Source organism: Legionella jordanis, from assembly GCF_900637635.1.
Classification (GTDB): Bacteria; Pseudomonadota; Gammaproteobacteria; order Legionellales; family Legionellaceae; genus Tatlockia; species Tatlockia jordanis.
On sequence record NZ_LR134383.1, the window covers coordinates 1,434,781 to 1,452,500 of the forward strand.

Consider the following 17,720-nt stretch of genomic DNA (forward strand, 5'->3'; position numbering starts at 1 on the left):
AGGATTAGCATGTCAAATTTACAAGGGAAAATTGCACTAGTAACCGGAGCGAGCAGAGGGATTGGCAAAGCCATTGCCTTAAACCTGGCTCAGAAAGGTGCGTATGTAATTGGAACTGCCACAACTTCCGAGGGTGCTCAAAAGCTAACGGATTTATTCAAACAGGAACAAGTAGCTGGTGAAGGGAAAGTGCTTGATGTAACTAGCAAGGAAGGGGTTGAAAATTTCATGACCCAACTGGCTGATGCAGATAAAAACCCCGGGATTCTTATCAATAATGCCGGCATTACCTGCGATAATCTATTATTAAGAATGGATGACGAGGAATGGTATAAGGTTATTGAAACCAATTTGAATGCTATATTTCGAATAACCAAAGCTTGTCTTAAACCTATGTTTCGAGCACGATGGGGCCGTATTATCAGCATTGGCTCTGTCGTGGGCGCCAGCGGAAATACTGGGCAGGCCAATTACACAGCTGCTAAGGCAGGGGTTGTAGGTTTTAGTAAATCTTTAGCCCAGGAAATTGGCAGTCGTAATATTACAGTAAATGTTGTTGCGCCAGGGTTTATTGATACTGATATGACCAGTGCATTGCCTGATATGGTCAAAGAGGAAATGCTAAAGCGCATCCCACTTAAACGATTTGGTAAAGTTGAAGATATTGCTGAAACAGTAGCCTTTTTGGCTTCGGACTATGCAAATTATATTACAGGTGAGACCATCCATGTGAATGGTGGCATGTATATGGATTAAATGGCTTGCGTTCTTTGAATAATTGAATAAACTAGCCTACAAGACTTTTTTAACCTAAGAGGAAATACAAGTTATGAGTACAGTTGAAGAACGAGTTCGCAAGATTGTTATTGAGCAATTGGGCGTTAATGGAGAGGACTTAAAAAACAACGCATCCTTTGTTGATGACTTAGGTGCTGACTCTCTGGATACTGTTGAGTTGGTGATGGCTCTCGAAGAAGAATTTGAAACCGAAATTCCAGATGAAAAGGCTGAAAAAATCACCACTATTCAAGAAGCGATCGATTATATTGAATCAAATCTTAATAAAGAAGAAGCTTAATAACTTCAAGGAGTTTTCCGTTGACTAAGCGGCGTGTTGTTGTTACCGGCATGGGGATGGTTACCCCTGTCGGACTAAATGTAGAGCAAACCTGGCAAAATATTTTAGCTGGTAAAAGTGGTGTTGGTATGGTTGAAGGATTCGACACTACTGAATACCCTACTAAAATATGGGCAAAGGTAAAAAACTTTAATATAGAAAACTACTTGCCGCTAAAAGACGCCAGGAAAATGGATGTATTCACTCAATATGGTGTTGCAGCCGCGGATGAAGCTCTTGCTGATTCTGGTTTAGTCATTAATGATGAACTTGCATTGCGCACTGGTATTGCTGTTGGTGCAGGTATCGGTGGTATTGAAACCATTACCAACAACCAGGATAAACTGGTAGCCGGTGGCCCTCGCAAGGTGTCTCCGTTTTTTATCCCTGCCGGTATCATCAACATGGTGGCAGGACAGATTTCCATTAGGCATAAGCTGAAGGGACCTAATATTTCCGTCGTTACCGCTTGCACTACTGGAACTCATAATATCGGTTTAGCCGGACGTATGATTGCTTATGGTGATGCTGACGTTATGGTATGTGGTGGGGCTGAAATGACAACCACTCCGTTGTGTCTTGCTGGTTTTTCTGCAATCCGTTCATTATCCAAGCGTAATGATGAGCCTGAAAAAGCCTCAAGGCCTTGGGACAAGGATCGAGATGGTTTTGTCATGGGCGAAGGTGCTGGAGTCTTGATTCTTGAAGAATATGAACATGCTAAAGCCCGTGGTGCAACCATTTATGCTGAATTAGTTGGCTTTGGTATGTCAGGGGATGCTTACCATATCACCGCTCCTGATGAGGATGCAGATGGTGCAACCCGTGCTATGGCCGCTGCTATTCAGGATGCAGGTATTGATGTCAGTGAAATTGATTACATCAATGCTCATGGTACATCCACCTATTTGAATGATTTAAATGAAACCAAAGCTGTCAAACGCTTGTTTAAAGAGCATGCTTATAAATTGGCAATGAGCTCAACAAAATCCATGACTGGTCACTTGTTGGGTGCGGCTGGTGCGGTCGAAGCCATTTTTAGTATTCTTGCCATAAAAGATCAAATAGCACCACCTACCATTAATCTAGACAATCCTGATGAGGATTGTGATTTAAATTATGTCCCTCATCGCCCCCAAGAAATGCGCATTAATTATGCATTAAGCAATTCACTGGGCTTTGGTGGTACAAACGGAAGTTTAATTTTTAAGCGGGTATAGATGAAACGCCCGCTTAAATTAATTCTATTGGCTTGCTTTTTACTCAGTTTATTTAGCGTTGTTGCTGTAGGATATTTTTTTTATAATTTATTCTCGCGGCCAATGCTCCCTGAGGGAGCACAGCCTGCAATTGTAACGATTGATAAAAACACTTCCGCCTCAACCTTCGTACATCATTTAAAAACCAGGCATTTGATCCCCTCGAGCCGACTACTGCTTTATTGGATTAAGGTGAAAGGGTTGGCACCTCAATTAAAAGCAGGGATATATGAAGTCAAACCTGGTGAATCAATCAGTCATTTTTTAACAAAAGTTGTTTCTGGTGAAGTATTGGTTCAGTCATTTAGCATTATTGAAGGAACTACTATTAATCAGGTTAAAGCGAATCTGGCGAATGCACCATTTTTGAAATCTGGTTTAAACGATTGGCAAGGAATCCAGGCTAATTACTTAAGTCCCGAAGGGCTTTTGCTCGCCGATACTTATCAATATGATGCAGGCAGCGAGGCCAATAATTTGCTGAAGCGCGCCAATCAAAACTTATTGCAGTATCTGGAGTATTGCTGGAAAACCAGGGATCCTGATTTACCCTACCAATCTGCCTATGAATTACTGATTGCAGCCTCCATTTTAGAAAAGGAAACCTCCATTCCTGCTGAGCGTAAATTAATTTCCGGCGTTCTTGTTAATCGCTTAAAAAAACATATGCTGCTGCAAATGGATCCTACCGTTATATATGCTTTAGGCCCTAGCTATCGCGGTAAATTGAGCCACGAGGATTTATCAGTGGATTCGCCCTACAATACCTATCGCTATCACGGATTACCGCCAACCCCTATTGCAATGGTAGGAAAAGGGTCCTTGGATGCAGCAGCTCACCCTCAAAAAACCGACTATCTTTATTTCGTAGCAAAAGGGGACGGCTCGCATCAGTTCTCCGTTAATTACGAAGAGCAAAAAAAAGCCATTTCCGAATATCAAGGCAAGGGATCCTAATATGATGAGGCAGGGCCGTTTCATAGTGGTAGAGGGCTTGGAAGGAGCAGGGAAGTCCACGGCTGTGCAAACAATTAAAGAGTATCTGGAGAATTGTCTTCCACAGGTGATTATCACCCGGGAGCCAGGTGGAACTCGTATTGGGGAAACGGTGAGGAGTCTCATCAAAGAAAAAGTAGATCATGAAATCATTGACCCAAGGGTTGAACTGCTGCTGCTTTATTCGGCTAGAGTACAATTGCTTGAGGAGTTAATTAAACCGGCATTAAATCAAGGAACTTGGGTTTTGGGTGATCGCTTCGAATTATCGACTTATGCTTATCAAGGAGGAGGCAGGCATCTTGATCTGGAAATGATCTCTACTTTGTCCAGGTACTGTCTACAGGGCTTTAAACCCGATTTAATTTTCTTTTTAGATATTGCTCCGGAACTTGGTCTCAGTCGGGCAAAGAAGCGCAGTGCTGCAGATCGGATTGAGCAAGAATCATTGGCATTTTTTACCGATGTTGCAAATGCCTACCATAAAATGATTAGCCATATGGATAATGTGGTTTGTATTGATGCAGGTCTGCCATTGGAACAAGTGCAAGAATCCATCGTTGAGCACCTTAAACTGTTTATAGCTAAAAATGCAGTCTTCTAAAATTCCTCAATTTTCAGCTGATTATGCAAAATGGTGGGAGCGCTTTTGCAATATTTACCGCCATGAAAGATTGCCTCACGCTTTTTTGTTGGTTTCTCCTGCGACCATGACTTCTCTCGATTTTGTCTATACCATGGCTGCTGTATTGCTTTGCAATCGAGAAACCAAGCCTTGTGGCGAATGTCAATCATGTCGCTTAGTTTCCGCTAAAATGCATCCAGATTTAAATGTAATAAAACCGGATAAGGCGGGGGGCATAATAAAAATTGATCAGATTCGTGAGCTACAAGACCTCGCTTACCATTCTCCCCAATTGGGAGTAAGACGTATAATTTTGCTGCAACCTGCAGAAAAAATGAATGTGCCAGCGGCCAATGCGCTGTTAAAACTTCTGGAGGAACCTCCTACTTCCCTCACTTTCATATTACTTGCAGAGCACATTAGCACAATTTTACCCACCATATTAAGTCGATGCCAGCAATGGCATCTCCCTTTAGCTCAAGATTGGACTGCCTTGTCAGCGGAAGGGGCCGCGGATAAAAGTGAGCGGGAAAAATTGCTTGCTGAGCGCGAGGAAATCATTCAAGAGCTCATTAGCTTGGTTAAGGGTAATATTAGCGTTTGCGCTCTGGCTTCAAAATGGGCTATTCACGGGTTTTCGGATCTCATTTGGCTACTCTCTTTAATCAATGCCCAAATGCTTAAATATCTGCTGGCAGGCTCAAAAGAGGAGCACAGTGAGGCTCAGTTATTACAAGAGTTGGCAAACTGCTTTACTCCACCAATCTTATTTCGTCAAATGGATGAGTTATACAGTATTGTTAAAAAATTAAACAAAAATCTAAATATTAATCCATTACTCACCTTGGAAAATTTGCTCTTGGGTTATAAGTCTTTCCCTGGTTAGGCATTCAAGCTAAACTTCATTTTAAACTGATTAGAGACCTAAATATGCTAGTTGATTCTCACTGCCATCTCAATTTTATTGATTTAACAGAATTTAATAATGATTTAGGTAATCTTCTTGAGAGGGCGAAAGAAAACGGCGTCCATCATTTTCTTTGTGTTTGCGTCGAATTAACCGATTATCCCAGTTTACGTAAGTTAGCTGAGCATTATGAAAACATCAGTATTTCAGTTGGCTTGCATCCAAACAGCGAAGTCAATGAAGAACCAAATTCAAATATTTTGTATGAACTGGCGCAGCATCCAAACTGTATTGCCATTGGTGAAACGGGTCTGGACTATTATAGAACCGAGCACGCGGATCGGATAAATAATCAAAAAGAACGATTTAGGACTCATATTCGTACAGCTTTAGCATCCAAAAAACCTCTAATTGTTCATACTCGACAAGCGGCGGAAGATACGCTGCAAATTATGGCGGAAGAAAAGGCGGCTGATGTAGGTGGAGTAATGCATTGCTTTGCAGAAAATTGGGATGTTGCCCAAAAAGCGATGGATCTTAATTTTTATATTTCTTTTTCAGGTATTGTAACGTTTAAAAACGCCACGCTTTTGCATGAAGTTGCAAAAAAGGTACCGCTAGATCGCATGTTAATAGAAACTGATTCACCTTATTTAGCACCAGTACCTTATCGGGGAAAACAAAACCATCCAGCTTTGGTGAAATATGTTGCTGAAGCGATTGCAGATTTGCGTCAGACCAGTTATGAGGAAATTGCACACCACAGTACTCAAAATTTTTATCGCTGTTTTAACCTTAAGCAATAACCATTATGAATGAAACCAACGGCAAATCAGGTGAACAATTATTTTTGGGGTTAATGTCCGGCACCAGTATGGATGGTATAGATGCGGCATTGATTGATTGCAGCACGCATAATTTTATAGCAGGAGTTACCCGTCCTTACAGTAAAGAGGCAAAATTAAGTTTAAATGAGGTTGTCTCTGGCGAGAACCAGTCTCTGAAGGCAATTAGCCAATTAAATCGGATATTGGGTCTGGAATTTGCACAAGCAGCTATAGAACTACTTGACAAAGCACAGATTCCCGCGGAGCGAATTAAAGCCATTGGAAGCCATGGGCAAACTGTTTGCCATGATGCATATGCCGATATTCCCTATACTCTGCAGTTGGGTTGTGCACATACGATAGCCGAAGCAACCCGCATTAAAGTTGTTGCTGATTTTAGGACTCGTGATTTGGTGGTAGGAGGGCAAGGTGCTCCTTTTGCTCCCATCTATCACCAGGCTCTTTTTGCTCATATTGAACATCCGCTGATACTAGTTAATGTCGGTGGTGTTGCTAATGTGACTTGCTTAATGTCTGGCGGTCATGTCTATGGCTATGACTTAGGGCCTGGAAATTGTCTTATGGATGCCTGGATTAAAAAACATCGAGAATTGGATTTTGATAAAAATGGGGACTGGGCGCGTTCTGGACAGGTGATCATGCCCCTTCTTGATCAGTTATTAAGTGATCCATTTTTTAAAAAGCCGTTCCCGAAGAGTATTGGCAAGGAATATTTCTCATTGGAGTGGATAAATCCATTCCTCCAAACTAATTGGGCCAATGCGGATGTACAAGCCACACTACTTCAGTTGACTTCCAGCATTGTGGTCGAAGCGATGACTAAAGAAGGGATACAGGCGAAGGAGGTTCTTATTTGTGGTGGCGGGGCTCATAATTTGGCTCTGCTTGATTCGCTTAGCAAACTCTTGCCTGACACGAAGGTTAAAAGCACCAGTGCTTATGGGATTGATCCTGATTTTATTGAAGCTGCGATGTTTGCCTGGTTGGCAGAAAAGACATTATCTAACATAGCTTTAGATCTTTCTCAAATCACAGGAGCCAGGCGCAAAGCCATTCTTGGTACAATCTATCCTGCAGGCATTGACAAATGAATTTCGCTTGCGGTGTAATGTGCGTTTTTGAATAGGCAAAGATATTATTTTGAACGCTCAGCACTCAAATTATCACCATCCTGGTAAATTTACCGCGTACATGATTTTTTTATTGTCCGCCTCATTCTACCTGTACGAATTTGTTTTGCAGGTGGCTCCCAGTGTCATGGCTGAGTCTATGATGAAAACCTTTAAGGTTAGTGCCGCGGGTTTTGGGATTGTCTCTGCCTTTTACTTCTATGCCTATGCTCCCATGCAACTACCAGCTGGTCTTTTATTCGACCGCTATGGGCCACGCAAGTTGATGACATCTGCGCTTACCCTTTGCGCGATTGGTTCTTTTTTCTTTGCTTCAACAGATAGCCTCTTTACCGCTGCACTGGGTCGCTTTCTAATTGGTATTGCCTCTGCTTTTTCCTTTATCGGAGTGCTTGTTCTTGTGTCCCGTTGGTTCCCACCACAACAATTTGCATTCCTGGCTGGCATTGCTCAATTAATGAGTTCTGTTGGTGCGATGTTTGGGGAGGTTCCTTTAGCCGCGCTAATACAGCAAGTGGGTTGGCGTAATGCGAGCTTCATATTGGCCTTAGTAGGTTTAGCATTAGCTGCTTTAATCTGGTTTGTTATCCGAGATTATCCTGATCAACCTACGCAACGTCCGCCAAAAAGACAATTCATTGATGAATTGCATCGTTTAATTAGTGTTTGTAAACGCTCTTACACTTGGGTTATTGGTGCTTATGCTTTTACTATTTGGACACCCATAGCGGTATTTGCCGCATTATGGGGTGTTCCTTATCTGCAACAAAAATATCAAATTTCTGTAATCCTGGCTTCTGGTTTATGCAGTATGATTTGGCTGGGAATTGGTATTGGCAGCCCCTTTTTAGGGTGGGTAAGTGACCGTTTTTACAGTAGGCGGCTAGCGCTTGCTTTAAGCTCGATATTCGGCTTGGTAGCAACAATTTGTCTTTTATATATTCCTAATGTGCCGATTTCGTGGATGTATGTTGTATTGTTTGTTTTAGGATTTGGAGCAGGTGGGCAAACCGTTAGCTTTGCGGTAGTCAAAGACAATAATCCTCCTGAATTAGTGGGAACAGCATCGGGTTTTAACAATCTCTCCGTCTTGGTGGGTGGGGCTATTTTCCAGCCTCTCGTTGGAGTTCTCCTTCATCATAGCGAAAATTTGATGGTGAATGGCATTCCTGTTTATACGGTGGCAAGCTACAACAAGGCTTTACTGGTTATGCCTCTATGTTATTTACTCAGTTTACTAATTACTCTTTTTGCTATGAAAGAGTCCCACCCTGGACGGATATAAGCATATAGATCTCTGCCTAATGGGAGGGATCTATCGTTTAAACGGGCCTTGTAAGATGACTCGCCAATATCGTTTGCTCTCATTATCTTCCTATATTTGATGTAGTCGCACTGGCTTAACGGATGTTCGTAATCTTTGCTATGCTTGAGTTAAACCATTTTGAATCTACTGTATGAAAACACAAGAAGGATTAGAAGTAAGCACGACCTCAGTTGACGTCATCAACAACCTTGATCACTTTTATCATCAGATACTGGGCTCAGGCAAAGAGGCTGGGACAATTTTGAATGCTGTTGAACGATATCCTTCCAATATTCTCTTATTGAGTTACGCTGCTGCTTTTAATTTATACGCTCAAGAACATGCAGCCACTGAAGTGGCCAATGATTACCTGGTTCAAGCTGAGAGCCTGTTTAGAAGTGCTAATTTACGCGAGAAACTAACTTTTCAAGCCATTAAAGCATGGTCTAATCTTGAGTATGAAACTGCCTTAACCTTCTTTGCAGCCATTATTGAGTTATTTCCACAGGATCTTTTAGCTTTGAAATTTGCTGAGTGGCTATATTATTGCACTGGTCAGGCTTTTCAGGCTGAGCAATTTCTGGCACTTTGCTATCGATGTTTCAAACCGAATGAAAATAATCCATATTTTTTAGCAAGCTTTTCTTTTGCCCTCGAATTATCAGGTCATTACCAAGAAGCAAAAGCCTCTGCTGAAAAGGCCATTAGCCTTGAACGAAATACCCCCTGGGCTCATCACAGCCTGGCTCATGTTTATCTGTTACAGAGTGACATTGAGGGGGGAATAAAAGTCTTAAAAGATTTACAGCCTACTTGGGAGGGGATCTTACCCCTTTTAAGAGGGCATAACAGTTGGCATTTGGCCTTGTTTCATTTAGCCAATCGGGATGAATCCCAGGTTATGAATTTGTATCCAAAGATTTTTGGCAGTCTGCCCAATACGGCTTTGGAACAACTGGATGCCATTTCTTTACTCTGGCGAATGGATATGGCTGGTATATCGCAGGAGCAACGGTTCAGAGACATTTTGCCCCATTTGGGTTTGCATCCTTTTGAGCAATACATTGGTTTTAATAATGCCCATTTTATTTATTGTCTAGCCAGGGCAGGCGAGGAGGAATTGCTGAAACGTTCACTCGCTGACGCTTCAGATTATGCTAACAAGCTTCCTCCCGGCTACAAACGGGATTTGTGGCAAAAAACAGCATCTCCCCTGTTGGCTGGAATTGCTGCCTTTGCCAAAGGGGATTATTCATTGGCTGCAGATTTAATGGCTACCTCTTTTCCCTATGCATTTCAAATGGGCGGCAGCGATGCCCAAAATGAATTATTTACTCAAAGTTACTTTCTAAGTTTACTCAGGAGTGGGCAAACGAAAAGAGCGCAGGAATTTTTTAATCATTGGTTATCCCATTATCAAAATTCAGCACTAGCTGATTATTGGTTCTCCAAAAGTATTTAGCGTTTGGCTGTTTCTGTTGACAACTCAGAACGAACAATGAACGCTTTGACCAGGTGAGGAAGATTGCCCAATAGCCATTCAGCCATGGCTTTTTCCTGAAGCAGCAATTGTTGGCAAGTGATTTTCATATCCAACTCCTCGGCACTTTCGGCAGCAGAGATTAATGCTGTGTAATAGGCGATTTCCATGTTTTCAAAAACGTAGATGTCCATAGCACCTTGCACAACCTCATCTGAGGACAACATATGTCCTGCTACCTGGCTCAATCCAATTATTTTTGCAGAGAAGTCTTTTAACATTGAGTGATGACCCCCTAGCTGCTTTATGCATTTTTCAAGTTGATTTTTCTGAAAAATAGTTTCTTCCAGATGGTGCTTCATATGCTTTCTCAAACGAGGATAATTTTCTAAGCGAGCAATTTGGCCTTTGAGCATTTGTTCCGATTGCTTCTCCATTGCATGAGCATCCCGCAACCAATGCATTAATATACCCTTACTTGTTGTCATAATATCTCCATTCTAGTGTCCTAGCGCACAGAGATAATTCGCAAGATTACAGATACCAATGCGCCACGAATCATTACAGTGGGTTGTCCATCTTTATCTTGGTACAACACCAAAAATTAACAAAAGAATGAATATAATTAGCAAAACGCCAACAATTCCTGATGGTCTATAACCCCAACCAGAGCTATATGGCCAGGCTGGTGCTAGTGCTGCTAGCAGTAGTATAAGGATTAACAAAACAATTAGGCTCATTTTAATACTCCCTTTAAAAGAGTTAACTGTATTCATTTAAATTATAGTAAATAACGTCCTTTACAACTTGTCGGTGATTTGGCCAACTACTCAAATAGAATAAGCCTACAATCCTACGCATCCATCTTTTTGCTAAAAGATGTTTGATATAAACGGTGCAGACCCTTGCATTTTCAATAAACTTGCACGAAGCCGTTATCGTAAATTACGACATTTGTTAAATCATAGAAAGCAAATAAAGCGCACCAATTATGAAGCTGTTTCTCCAAGAACCTGCATCAGCGAGATACATCTATGTCAGTCTGTTGTGAATCTGTCCACGACGCCAACTCTGTTAACCCACCACACTCACGGAAATTAATTAACAACATCGGCGGCTACTTGCTGCGGTAACAACTATGGATGGAGTGGGTTAGCAGGAGGTGATTGAGTTCATATTTAAATCTTTATGGCATTTAACAATAAATTCACTCGAAATTTAATCCTATTTGCTATACTTAAAACTAAGCTTTATCACAGAGTTGTAATTATTAATGGACTACAGGAGATAATAATGGACATGAAAAAACCAGAAACATCCAATAGACCACAGGTTTCTTCTGACTTCTCAAAAAAGGGAAGCATGAGAGAATCTGGATTGGGTGATGCGACTAATACCTTAATAAACGATAGTAAGCGAGTTGCTAATGAGCTTTATCAAGAAGGGAAAAGCAGAGTAAACGAAGCTCAAAGCAACATCAAAGAGTACTCCGATCAAGTGGCCCAAAAAGTGTATCAAAGACCTTTGATGTCATTACTTATAGCAGGTGGTGTGGGCTTTATTTTATCTGCCTTGCTTCGTCGCTGATAAAATTCAAAGAGCATGTTGATTCAACATGCTCTTTTTTTGTGACTATTGCCATTTTTGCATTGGAATAATTTTTTATTACCAGCGAAATCCACAGCCATACCGGTTAAATGCCTTCCAATTCAATTCAGCTCTCCTTATATGATATATGAAGAGATTATTTCATTTGGGTTTTGCTCGCCATAGTGAGTTTACAAAATAGTTTTGTGAATCACTGAAATTGTTTACCACTTCAAAGTAACTTGTTTGTGCTAAATGTTCGATTTGAAACAGAGTGTATTTGTATGAAGATTCCACATGTATGGGTTCAAATCGGTCAAAGAAAAAGGTTTTATTTAATGACCCAATATGAACCGTTTGTTCTGCCCGACTGACAATAAAGCTTTCCATAGCTCCATCAAGCACGTTGTAATTGCCGTAATGTTCGAAAGATTTTAAATTAAAATCCGCGTTTAGTTCTCGATTCACTCGCTCAAGGAGATTTAAATTAAAGGCACGGGTTATACCATCACGATCATTGTAGGCGCGAAGAAGAACGTCAATATCTTTTCGTAGATCAAAACCAATGAGCATGTAATCTCCTTCTTGCAAGGATTGACGTATTTCTTGTAAAAAACACCTCGATGTTGAAAGATCGAAATTGCCTATACTTGAACCTAAAAATAAAACGAAGTTCTTTTCTTTGGAGGTTTCACCTAAGCATTTAATGCCATTAGAATAGTCGGAATTGATTGAAATAATGTTTAAATCAGGTAATTCCCCGTTTATTTTTTGTGCTAACTGTTCCAGGTACTGCGTGGAAATATCAATCATGCAGTAGCTGAAAGAACGCCGGTCTTTAATAAATTGATCAATCAACAACCTGGATTTAATACCCTCCCCAGGCCCTAATTCGATCAAATTAAAAGTGGTCTTTCCTAGTAATGCGGATAACTCTTTTCTAATGGTTGTAAGAATATCAATCTCACAAGCAGTTAAATAGTAATCTGGATGTTTTGTGATTCGATTAAACAGTTCGGAACCGGTCTCATCATAAAAGTATTTCGACGGAATGGTCTTTTTAGATCGAGAAAGTCCTAATAAAACATCTCTCATAAATTCATTGTTAGCCTGATTGTGGGACTGATGATTCTGTATAGCTTTTAATAAGGCAGCCATGCTGAGCTCCTATAGACTAGTTGCTAAACGAATTCCGCTAAATTGCCAGCGTTTTTCTGGCTGAAAAAAATTGCGATAGCTTAACCGGATGTGTTGTTTGGGAGTCACACAGCAACCTCCACGTAAGACATATTGATTATTCATGAACTTGCCATTGTATTCTCCTAGACTACCCTCCAACATTTTATAGCCGGGATAAGGTGAGTAGGGACTTGCGGTCCACTCCCACAAATCACCTAAAAACTGTTGCGGTAAATCTGGCTGTTCTGATTTAGGGTCTTGTGGGTGATAGTGTCCGCTTTCCATAAAATTAGCCTGTTCTAAAGGAAACGCGGCCTGACTTACATAGTGTTCCCATTCTGCTTCAGTAGGAAGACGATAACCGCGCCATCTTGCGTAGGCATCTGCCTCAAAATAACTGATGTGGGATACAGGCTCGGCTGGATTTAATGCCTGCAAACCATTTAGTGTAAAAAGATGCCATTTACCTCCCATATCATGCCAATACAAAGGAGAAGAAATCTGGTTGGCCAAAACCCAATCCCAGCCGTCTGATAACCACCATCTGGAGTTACTATAGCCTCCGTCTTCCATGAACTCTTGGTATTCAGCATTACTAACCAATAAAGAAGAGATTGCATAGGGATAAAGAAAAATTTTATGTCTTGGCAATTCATTATCAAAACAGAAGCCTTGTTCTGAATAACCAATTTCAGTTAGTCCTCCCGTGATTTCCAGGTTGGGGATAGATTGAGGTTTGACTGTTTTCAATGAGCTTGTTGCCGGGATTTTATTGTAAGCTGGAAAATCTGGATCCAGAGACAGATTGAATTTTATATCCATAAATAATAGTTCTTGGTGTTGCTGTTCGTGCTGCAAGCCCAGGACAATTAAATCCTTTAGTTGGTTTAATTCATCTTCGGTTTTTCCATCGAGTAATTCCAGCAAATGCTCGTTGATATAATGACGATAGGCGTAGACGATTTCCGCGGTGGGTCTTGACAGCAATCCTCTCTGGGAGCGTGTAAAAGGTTTACCTATTGTTTGGTAATAGGAGTTGAAGCGATAAGCAAATGAGCCATCAAATAAACGGTAAGAGGGGGAATAAGGTTGTAAAATAAAAGTCTCAAAGAACCAACTGCTGTGAGCTAAATGCCATTTGGGTGGACTTACATCAGCCATACCCTGAATGACATAGTCTTCTGCATAAAGAGGATGGCAGATTTGTTCTGTCCGTTGCCGTACTTGCTTAAAAGTACGAGCAAGTTCTTCCTTTAGCATTATATTCCCTTATATTGCATAAAAGAGCTTCTAGAAGAATAGTATAGCGTACAAAATAAACGGCAGTTACTCCATTGAGTAGATGGCATTTGACAAGATGCGCCAAGCGGCTCCATGTCAATAGACTTAATCGCCAACAATGAGCTAACTTGTACAATTGAAGGGGCAATCGCCTCCATTTTACCAAAACCACGCGCAAATTGTAGAATTATAATCCGCTCCGTGAGTGTGGATTTTATTATGTGACTTGCCATATCCAATATCAGTATTGATCGGTGGTGAAATATTAGACCAATGGCATAGATGTACTAGCAATAAATGAGGTTTGTATAAGGAGTTGCGCATTTCAATCAAGCCTCTTCTATATTGCTGTAATTTGTCCAGAATGGCGGAGCTGATTTCGTCTATCCATTACGCCGATGAGTATTTTTTCCTCGATTTTAGTAGAAGATCTTCATTTTCCTTGCAGGCCTTTTTCAACCAATATAAGAGAAGCGAGTCATCGTCCAGTTGCTGGATTTTGGCTTTATTTCGTTTTACCCAGCTGTGCAAACGTCCTTGTTGCCACCAAATTAACATCCCTGGATAAATATAATTTTTCTGGCAGACACTGGTTGTGTGGCCTAGTAAATCGGCAACCTCTTTGATGGTGCTTTTTAAATTTTTTGGGGTTGGGGGCTCATTGGAAAGACAAATTTCTACCAAGCGGCAGAGAGTTTCCCGGCAAGCTATCCAGGTCCTAAAATCTTTAGCGGTGAAGGGTTTTTTGGTTAGGGTTTGTAAATAAGCATTAATTTCCTGAGAACAAACGACATTTAATGCGCCATTTTCATCGTAATATTTAAATAATTCATAGCCGGGAATTTCTTCACATTTTTTTAAAATTTTAACAATTTTTCGATCCTTTAGATCAATATGCCAAATTTTGGAGCTCTTACCCTCAAAATCCAACATAGCTTTATTTTCCTCAATGGATAAATGTTTCTTCCGCAGAGTAGTTAAACCGTAGGATTTATTTTCGCGGGCATAAACCGAATTACCTATGCGCAAGCAAGCATTATCTAGCAGATAAATGATGGCGCATATTATTTGTTCTCTGCTTAATGTGGCAGGTTTTCTGAGTTCACGATTAACGTGCTCACGTATAGCCGTTAAGGCTTTCCCAAAGGAAATCATCATGTAAAATTTTTGTTGTTGTCGACATTCTTGCCATAAGGAATGGTAACGATACTGTTTTCTGTTTCTATCATCTCTTGCGGTTGCTTGAATGTGGCCGTTTGCATAGGGGCAAATCCACACGTCGTGATAGGCAGGTGGAATGGCTAAGGCATTAATCCGCTGCAGCACTTTTTCCTCGAGAACTTGTCGACCGTCGGGATAATAATATATAAAACCCGCTTTATTTTTCTTTCTCGAAATACCAGGCACTGAATCACTGACATAACGTAAAGATGCAGCTTTCGCCATTTTTTCGCAGGTTTCGGCAGAATAAAGTGATACTTCCAAAAGAGCCTCCTTTAAAAAGGCTTCATCACCATTAGATAAAATACTATTAACAAACTTATAAAAGCAGGCCATCCTAAGGCAAACCACCATTTAAAATAGGTATAGTATATTTCTGGTAATGCTTCTTTGTTTTGCCAGGCTTTGACGGTAATGTCTCGAATCCTTATTTGCAAATAAACCACAGGAAACCAGCATAGAGCAGTGATAATGTAACCAGTGATTCCGCCCCAAATCCATAATGAGGTGAGTGGATACTTGGCAATATAAACCATAGTCAGACCGGTTATTGCCTGGATAAATCCGGATGTTCCCGTAAATAGCCAATCCACCAAAACGACGTACCGATTGATGATTGCCATCGCTGCAAGGTCTTTAGTCCAATGGCCATATAGCATCACACAAGCCGTACCAATACCTGTACCGAATAAAATGGTGGAACTCAAAATATGAATGTATTTAAGCCATAAATACAACATTAGTTTGACTCCATAACATATAGCATCAAAATGCTGACGAATAGGGGTATATTTTTAACAACAGGACCAAAAGGCTCTAGCCACAAATAAGGGAGTTTGACTGTAATAATCAAACTGTAAATCAGCATGACCACAATCTGGGCGAGGCAATTAATTTTGGTTTTGTAATTGGCTAATAAAGATAATCCGATTAGAAAATTTAAAAAAGTGGCTCCGTATAAAAACAAGGGTTGCCAAAATTCAGTTATACCTACTGAGGCCAAAAGCTCGTAAGACTCATGTGCTGGATAAAGCACACCACTGGTTAAAGCGCTGGCTAGCCACATAAAAGCCAAACTAATTCTAAGGGCAGGTCTTAGGAAAAATAGTCTTGAGTACCAGAAGTCCTGCCTTCCACTTGGAATGAGTTGTGTGGCCTCTTTAAAGTTGCTGGGAATAAAGCCAATTGCTCGCTGAAATTCTATACTTTCGGATTCGTTGCTAATATTTCCGTACTCAAGCATCTTTATGGCATCTTCATTAACCAGCGAATTTGAAAGCCTGTTCCCGAGTTTACTGATAAACCGTAACAGAGCTATAGGGATGGAAATAAAGAAAGGTTCTTTTAAACCCAACCAGTAGCGTAAAGTGATAAGCATTCTTTTTAAGCTGATTGGTTGGGGAGACACGGCTGCTAAAGTGAGTGATTTTTCAAGCTCTTCTTTCTCCAGCAACTGTTTGACTGCGTGAGCTAAGTCTTCTACGAAAATAGGTTGAAATTGCTGTTCACCGGTTCCAGGTAAAAAAACCACAAAAGGTAAAGCTGCCAAAGCCCTAATTAAAGCCAGGCCTCCCTGAGCACCAGGTCCATAAATAAAGGAAGGCCTTAAAATGATGTGTGGAATATTTAAAGATCGCAAACAATCTTCAGCGGCTTTTTTGCTCTTCGCATAATCCGTATCATATTGCTCAACAGCCAGTGCTGAGAGTTGAATAATTTGTTTTACACCTGCTTGTTTAGCGGCCATAAAAATTGCTTTCGCAGTTTCGTAATGTAAACGCCAGATTATTTCTCTATTTTTATGGTAAAAAATCCCCACACAATTAATAACACAGTCCATAGTTCTTAACCGTGGTATCCAGACCGATACAGAGTTATCCTTTAAAAAATCACAATAAATGATTTCCGCCTGGGGAAACAACCGCTGTATCCGCTCGGTGTCCCTCACGCCACAAAAAATTCGATGATCGCCTTTTAAAAGAGCAGAGGTTATCCATGTGCCTGCAAATCCTGATGCACCTAAAATGAGAATGTTCATGTTTGATTATTTTTTTTAAAAGGTGAGGGAGGTTTTCTGTATCCTAAAATACCACCTATAACACTCGCGCAAGCACCTAGCGCAAACAAGATGAAAGTAAGCAAGGCATTTAAAGTCAACACTTTTTTGTTGGTCTCAATATTAATACTCAAAGGTGTGTTCTGCTGAATGTCAGCAGCTGTCTGCGTTAGCATAGGTGCATTATTTGTTAGTTTTATAGCAACCAAATTGGAGGTGAAATTTGAGTGGAAAGCGGAATATTGGATCATGTTTGTTATAAGAATAATGGTAAAGATGAGAAGCAGGCACCAGGCTAAAAACCCATAAAATGCGCCCCATCTTTGACTTAAAACACAGGGGCTAAGTCTGCCGGCAATCCAGCCTGTAGAAAACATTGAAATCATCGCGGAAAGACAGAAACAGAAGAATCCTGCCAAAGAAAACCTTGTTTCGCCTTGAACGCTTATTGAAAAACTGGAAATGCCTAAACCAAGTGATAATAAATTCAATAGAAAATTTAAGCCTACGCCGATAATTGCAGCGGCTAATATGGCTGACCAGGAAATGTAACGTTCTCTTTTAAAATTGGCTTCCATTTGAAATCCCGTTAAAAATGGCTCAAAGCAAAGTAGAGTAGAAGAATGAAACCGGCTACAGCAATTAAACCATGCCCTAAAGCCATGGATTTTGGTACTTTATGACCCAAGATATCCCAGCCGAACATAAAAAAACCACCCAGTGCAGCC

Annotated in this window: 20 protein-coding genes (1 of these 20 running past the window's edge); 11 read left to right on the forward strand and 9 right to left on the reverse strand. The window is 40.7% G+C overall.

Features of this window, described 5'->3' with window-relative positions:
• Positions 1-9: 9 nt before the first annotated feature.
• The 10 genes from fabG to EL203_RS06475 all read left to right on the forward strand — a co-directional run bounded on the left by fabG (position 10) and on the right by EL203_RS06475 (position 9,650).
• Entirely contained in the window at positions 10-756 is a 747-nt protein-coding gene (fabG, locus tag EL203_RS06430; protein ID WP_058469951.1) for a 3-oxoacyl-ACP reductase FabG, read from the forward strand.
• A 73-nt stretch (positions 757-829) separates the two neighbouring features.
• Positions 830-1,078, forward strand: a complete 249-nt coding sequence (acpP, locus tag EL203_RS06435; protein ID WP_058469950.1) for an acyl carrier protein — start codon at positions 830-832, stop codon at positions 1,076-1,078.
• 20 nt (positions 1,079-1,098) lie between these two features.
• On the forward strand, positions 1,099-2,337 hold the full coding sequence (gene fabF / locus EL203_RS06440; RefSeq protein WP_058469949.1) for a beta-ketoacyl-ACP synthase II: 1,239 nt from the start codon (positions 1,099-1,101) through the stop codon (positions 2,335-2,337).
• On the forward strand, positions 2,338-3,333 hold the full coding sequence (mltG, locus tag EL203_RS06445; RefSeq protein ID WP_058469948.1) for an endolytic transglycosylase MltG: 996 nt from the start codon (positions 2,338-2,340) through the stop codon (positions 3,331-3,333).
• Between the two features lie 4 nt (positions 3,334-3,337).
• Entirely contained in the window at positions 3,338-3,976 is a 639-nt protein-coding gene (tmk, locus tag EL203_RS06450) for a dTMP kinase (protein ID WP_232004063.1), read from the forward strand.
• The gene (locus tag EL203_RS06455; RefSeq protein WP_058469946.1) at positions 3,963-4,883 is read left to right on the forward strand and encodes a DNA polymerase III subunit delta' C-terminal domain-containing protein; all 921 of its coding nucleotides are present in this window, start codon (positions 3,963-3,965) and stop codon (positions 4,881-4,883) included. Before tmk ends, EL203_RS06455 begins: the two co-directional genes overlap by 14 nt.
• Before the next feature lie 44 nt (positions 4,884-4,927).
• Positions 4,928-5,710: a TatD family hydrolase gene (locus tag EL203_RS06460; protein WP_058469945.1), complete on the forward strand. Its 783-nt coding sequence runs from the start codon at positions 4,928-4,930 to the stop codon at positions 5,708-5,710.
• Between the two features lie 5 nt (positions 5,711-5,715).
• Entirely contained in the window at positions 5,716-6,843 is a 1,128-nt protein-coding gene (locus EL203_RS06465) for an anhydro-N-acetylmuramic acid kinase (protein ID WP_082647122.1), read from the forward strand.
• A 100-nt stretch (positions 6,844-6,943) separates the two neighbouring features.
• Positions 6,944-8,167 carry an MFS transporter gene (locus EL203_RS06470; RefSeq protein WP_082647121.1) on the forward strand — a complete coding sequence of 408 codons (1,224 nt, stop codon included), beginning with the start codon at positions 6,944-6,946 and terminating at the stop codon, positions 8,165-8,167.
• A gap of 172 nt (positions 8,168-8,339) precedes the next feature.
• Positions 8,340-9,650 carry a tetratricopeptide repeat protein gene (locus EL203_RS06475; RefSeq protein ID WP_058469943.1) on the forward strand — a complete coding sequence of 437 codons (1,311 nt, stop codon included), beginning with the start codon at positions 8,340-8,342 and terminating at the stop codon, positions 9,648-9,650.
• Here the strand turns inward: EL203_RS06475 and EL203_RS06480 are convergent.
• A complete protein-coding gene (locus tag EL203_RS06480; protein WP_058469942.1) occupies positions 9,647-10,156 on the reverse strand; it encodes a ferritin-like domain-containing protein in 510 nt (169 codons plus the stop codon). The two genes, EL203_RS06475 and EL203_RS06480, sit on opposite strands and share 4 nt — an antisense overlap.
• 93 nt (positions 10,157-10,249) lie before the next feature.
• Positions 10,250-10,444 carry a DUF3309 family protein gene (locus EL203_RS06485; protein ID WP_310886269.1) on the reverse strand — a complete coding sequence of 65 codons (195 nt, stop codon included), beginning with the start codon at positions 10,442-10,444 and terminating at the stop codon, positions 10,250-10,252.
• 517 nt (positions 10,445-10,961) lie between these two features.
• On the opposite strand from EL203_RS06485, the gene EL203_RS06490 reads away from it, so the two are divergent.
• Positions 10,962-11,255 carry a hypothetical protein gene (locus EL203_RS06490; protein ID WP_126320101.1) on the forward strand — a complete coding sequence of 98 codons (294 nt, stop codon included), beginning with the start codon at positions 10,962-10,964 and terminating at the stop codon, positions 11,253-11,255.
• 162 nt (positions 11,256-11,417) lie between these two features.
• Here EL203_RS06490 and egtD read toward each other — a convergent pair whose 3' ends face one another.
• The 7 genes from egtD to EL203_RS06525 all read right to left on the reverse strand — a co-directional run.
• Positions 11,418-12,413: an L-histidine N(alpha)-methyltransferase gene (egtD, locus tag EL203_RS06495; RefSeq protein ID WP_058469940.1), complete on the reverse strand. Its 996-nt coding sequence runs from the start codon at positions 12,411-12,413 to the stop codon at positions 11,418-11,420.
• Between the two features lie 9 nt (positions 12,414-12,422).
• A complete protein-coding gene (egtB, locus tag EL203_RS06500; protein ID WP_058469939.1) occupies positions 12,423-13,694 on the reverse strand; it encodes an ergothioneine biosynthesis protein EgtB in 1,272 nt (423 codons plus the stop codon).
• Positions 13,695-14,105: 411 nt separating this feature from the next.
• Entirely contained in the window at positions 14,106-15,200 is a 1,095-nt protein-coding gene (locus EL203_RS06505; protein WP_162262726.1) for a DNA topoisomerase IB, read from the reverse strand.
• Between the two features lie 11 nt (positions 15,201-15,211).
• Positions 15,212-15,676 (reverse strand): DUF2269 family protein, encoded by a 465-nt coding sequence (locus EL203_RS06510; protein WP_058469937.1) that lies wholly within the window; start codon positions 15,674-15,676, stop codon positions 15,212-15,214.
• Positions 15,676-16,974, reverse strand: a complete 1,299-nt coding sequence (locus tag EL203_RS06515; protein WP_058469936.1) for an SDR family oxidoreductase — start codon at positions 16,972-16,974, stop codon at positions 15,676-15,678. The genes EL203_RS06510 and EL203_RS06515 overlap by 1 nt, the downstream gene beginning before the upstream one ends.
• The gene (locus EL203_RS06520) at positions 16,971-17,570 is read right to left on the reverse strand and encodes a hypothetical protein (protein ID WP_058469935.1); all 600 of its coding nucleotides are present in this window, start codon (positions 17,568-17,570) and stop codon (positions 16,971-16,973) included. The genes EL203_RS06515 and EL203_RS06520 overlap by 4 nt, the downstream gene beginning before the upstream one ends.
• 11 nt (positions 17,571-17,581) lie before the next feature.
• Positions 17,582-17,720 carry the 3' portion of a hypothetical protein gene (locus EL203_RS06525; RefSeq protein WP_058469934.1) on the reverse strand. The gene runs 200 nt beyond the window's last position, so only the last 139 of its 339 coding nucleotides appear in the window; its start codon lies off the right edge, out of view; the stop codon is at positions 17,582-17,584.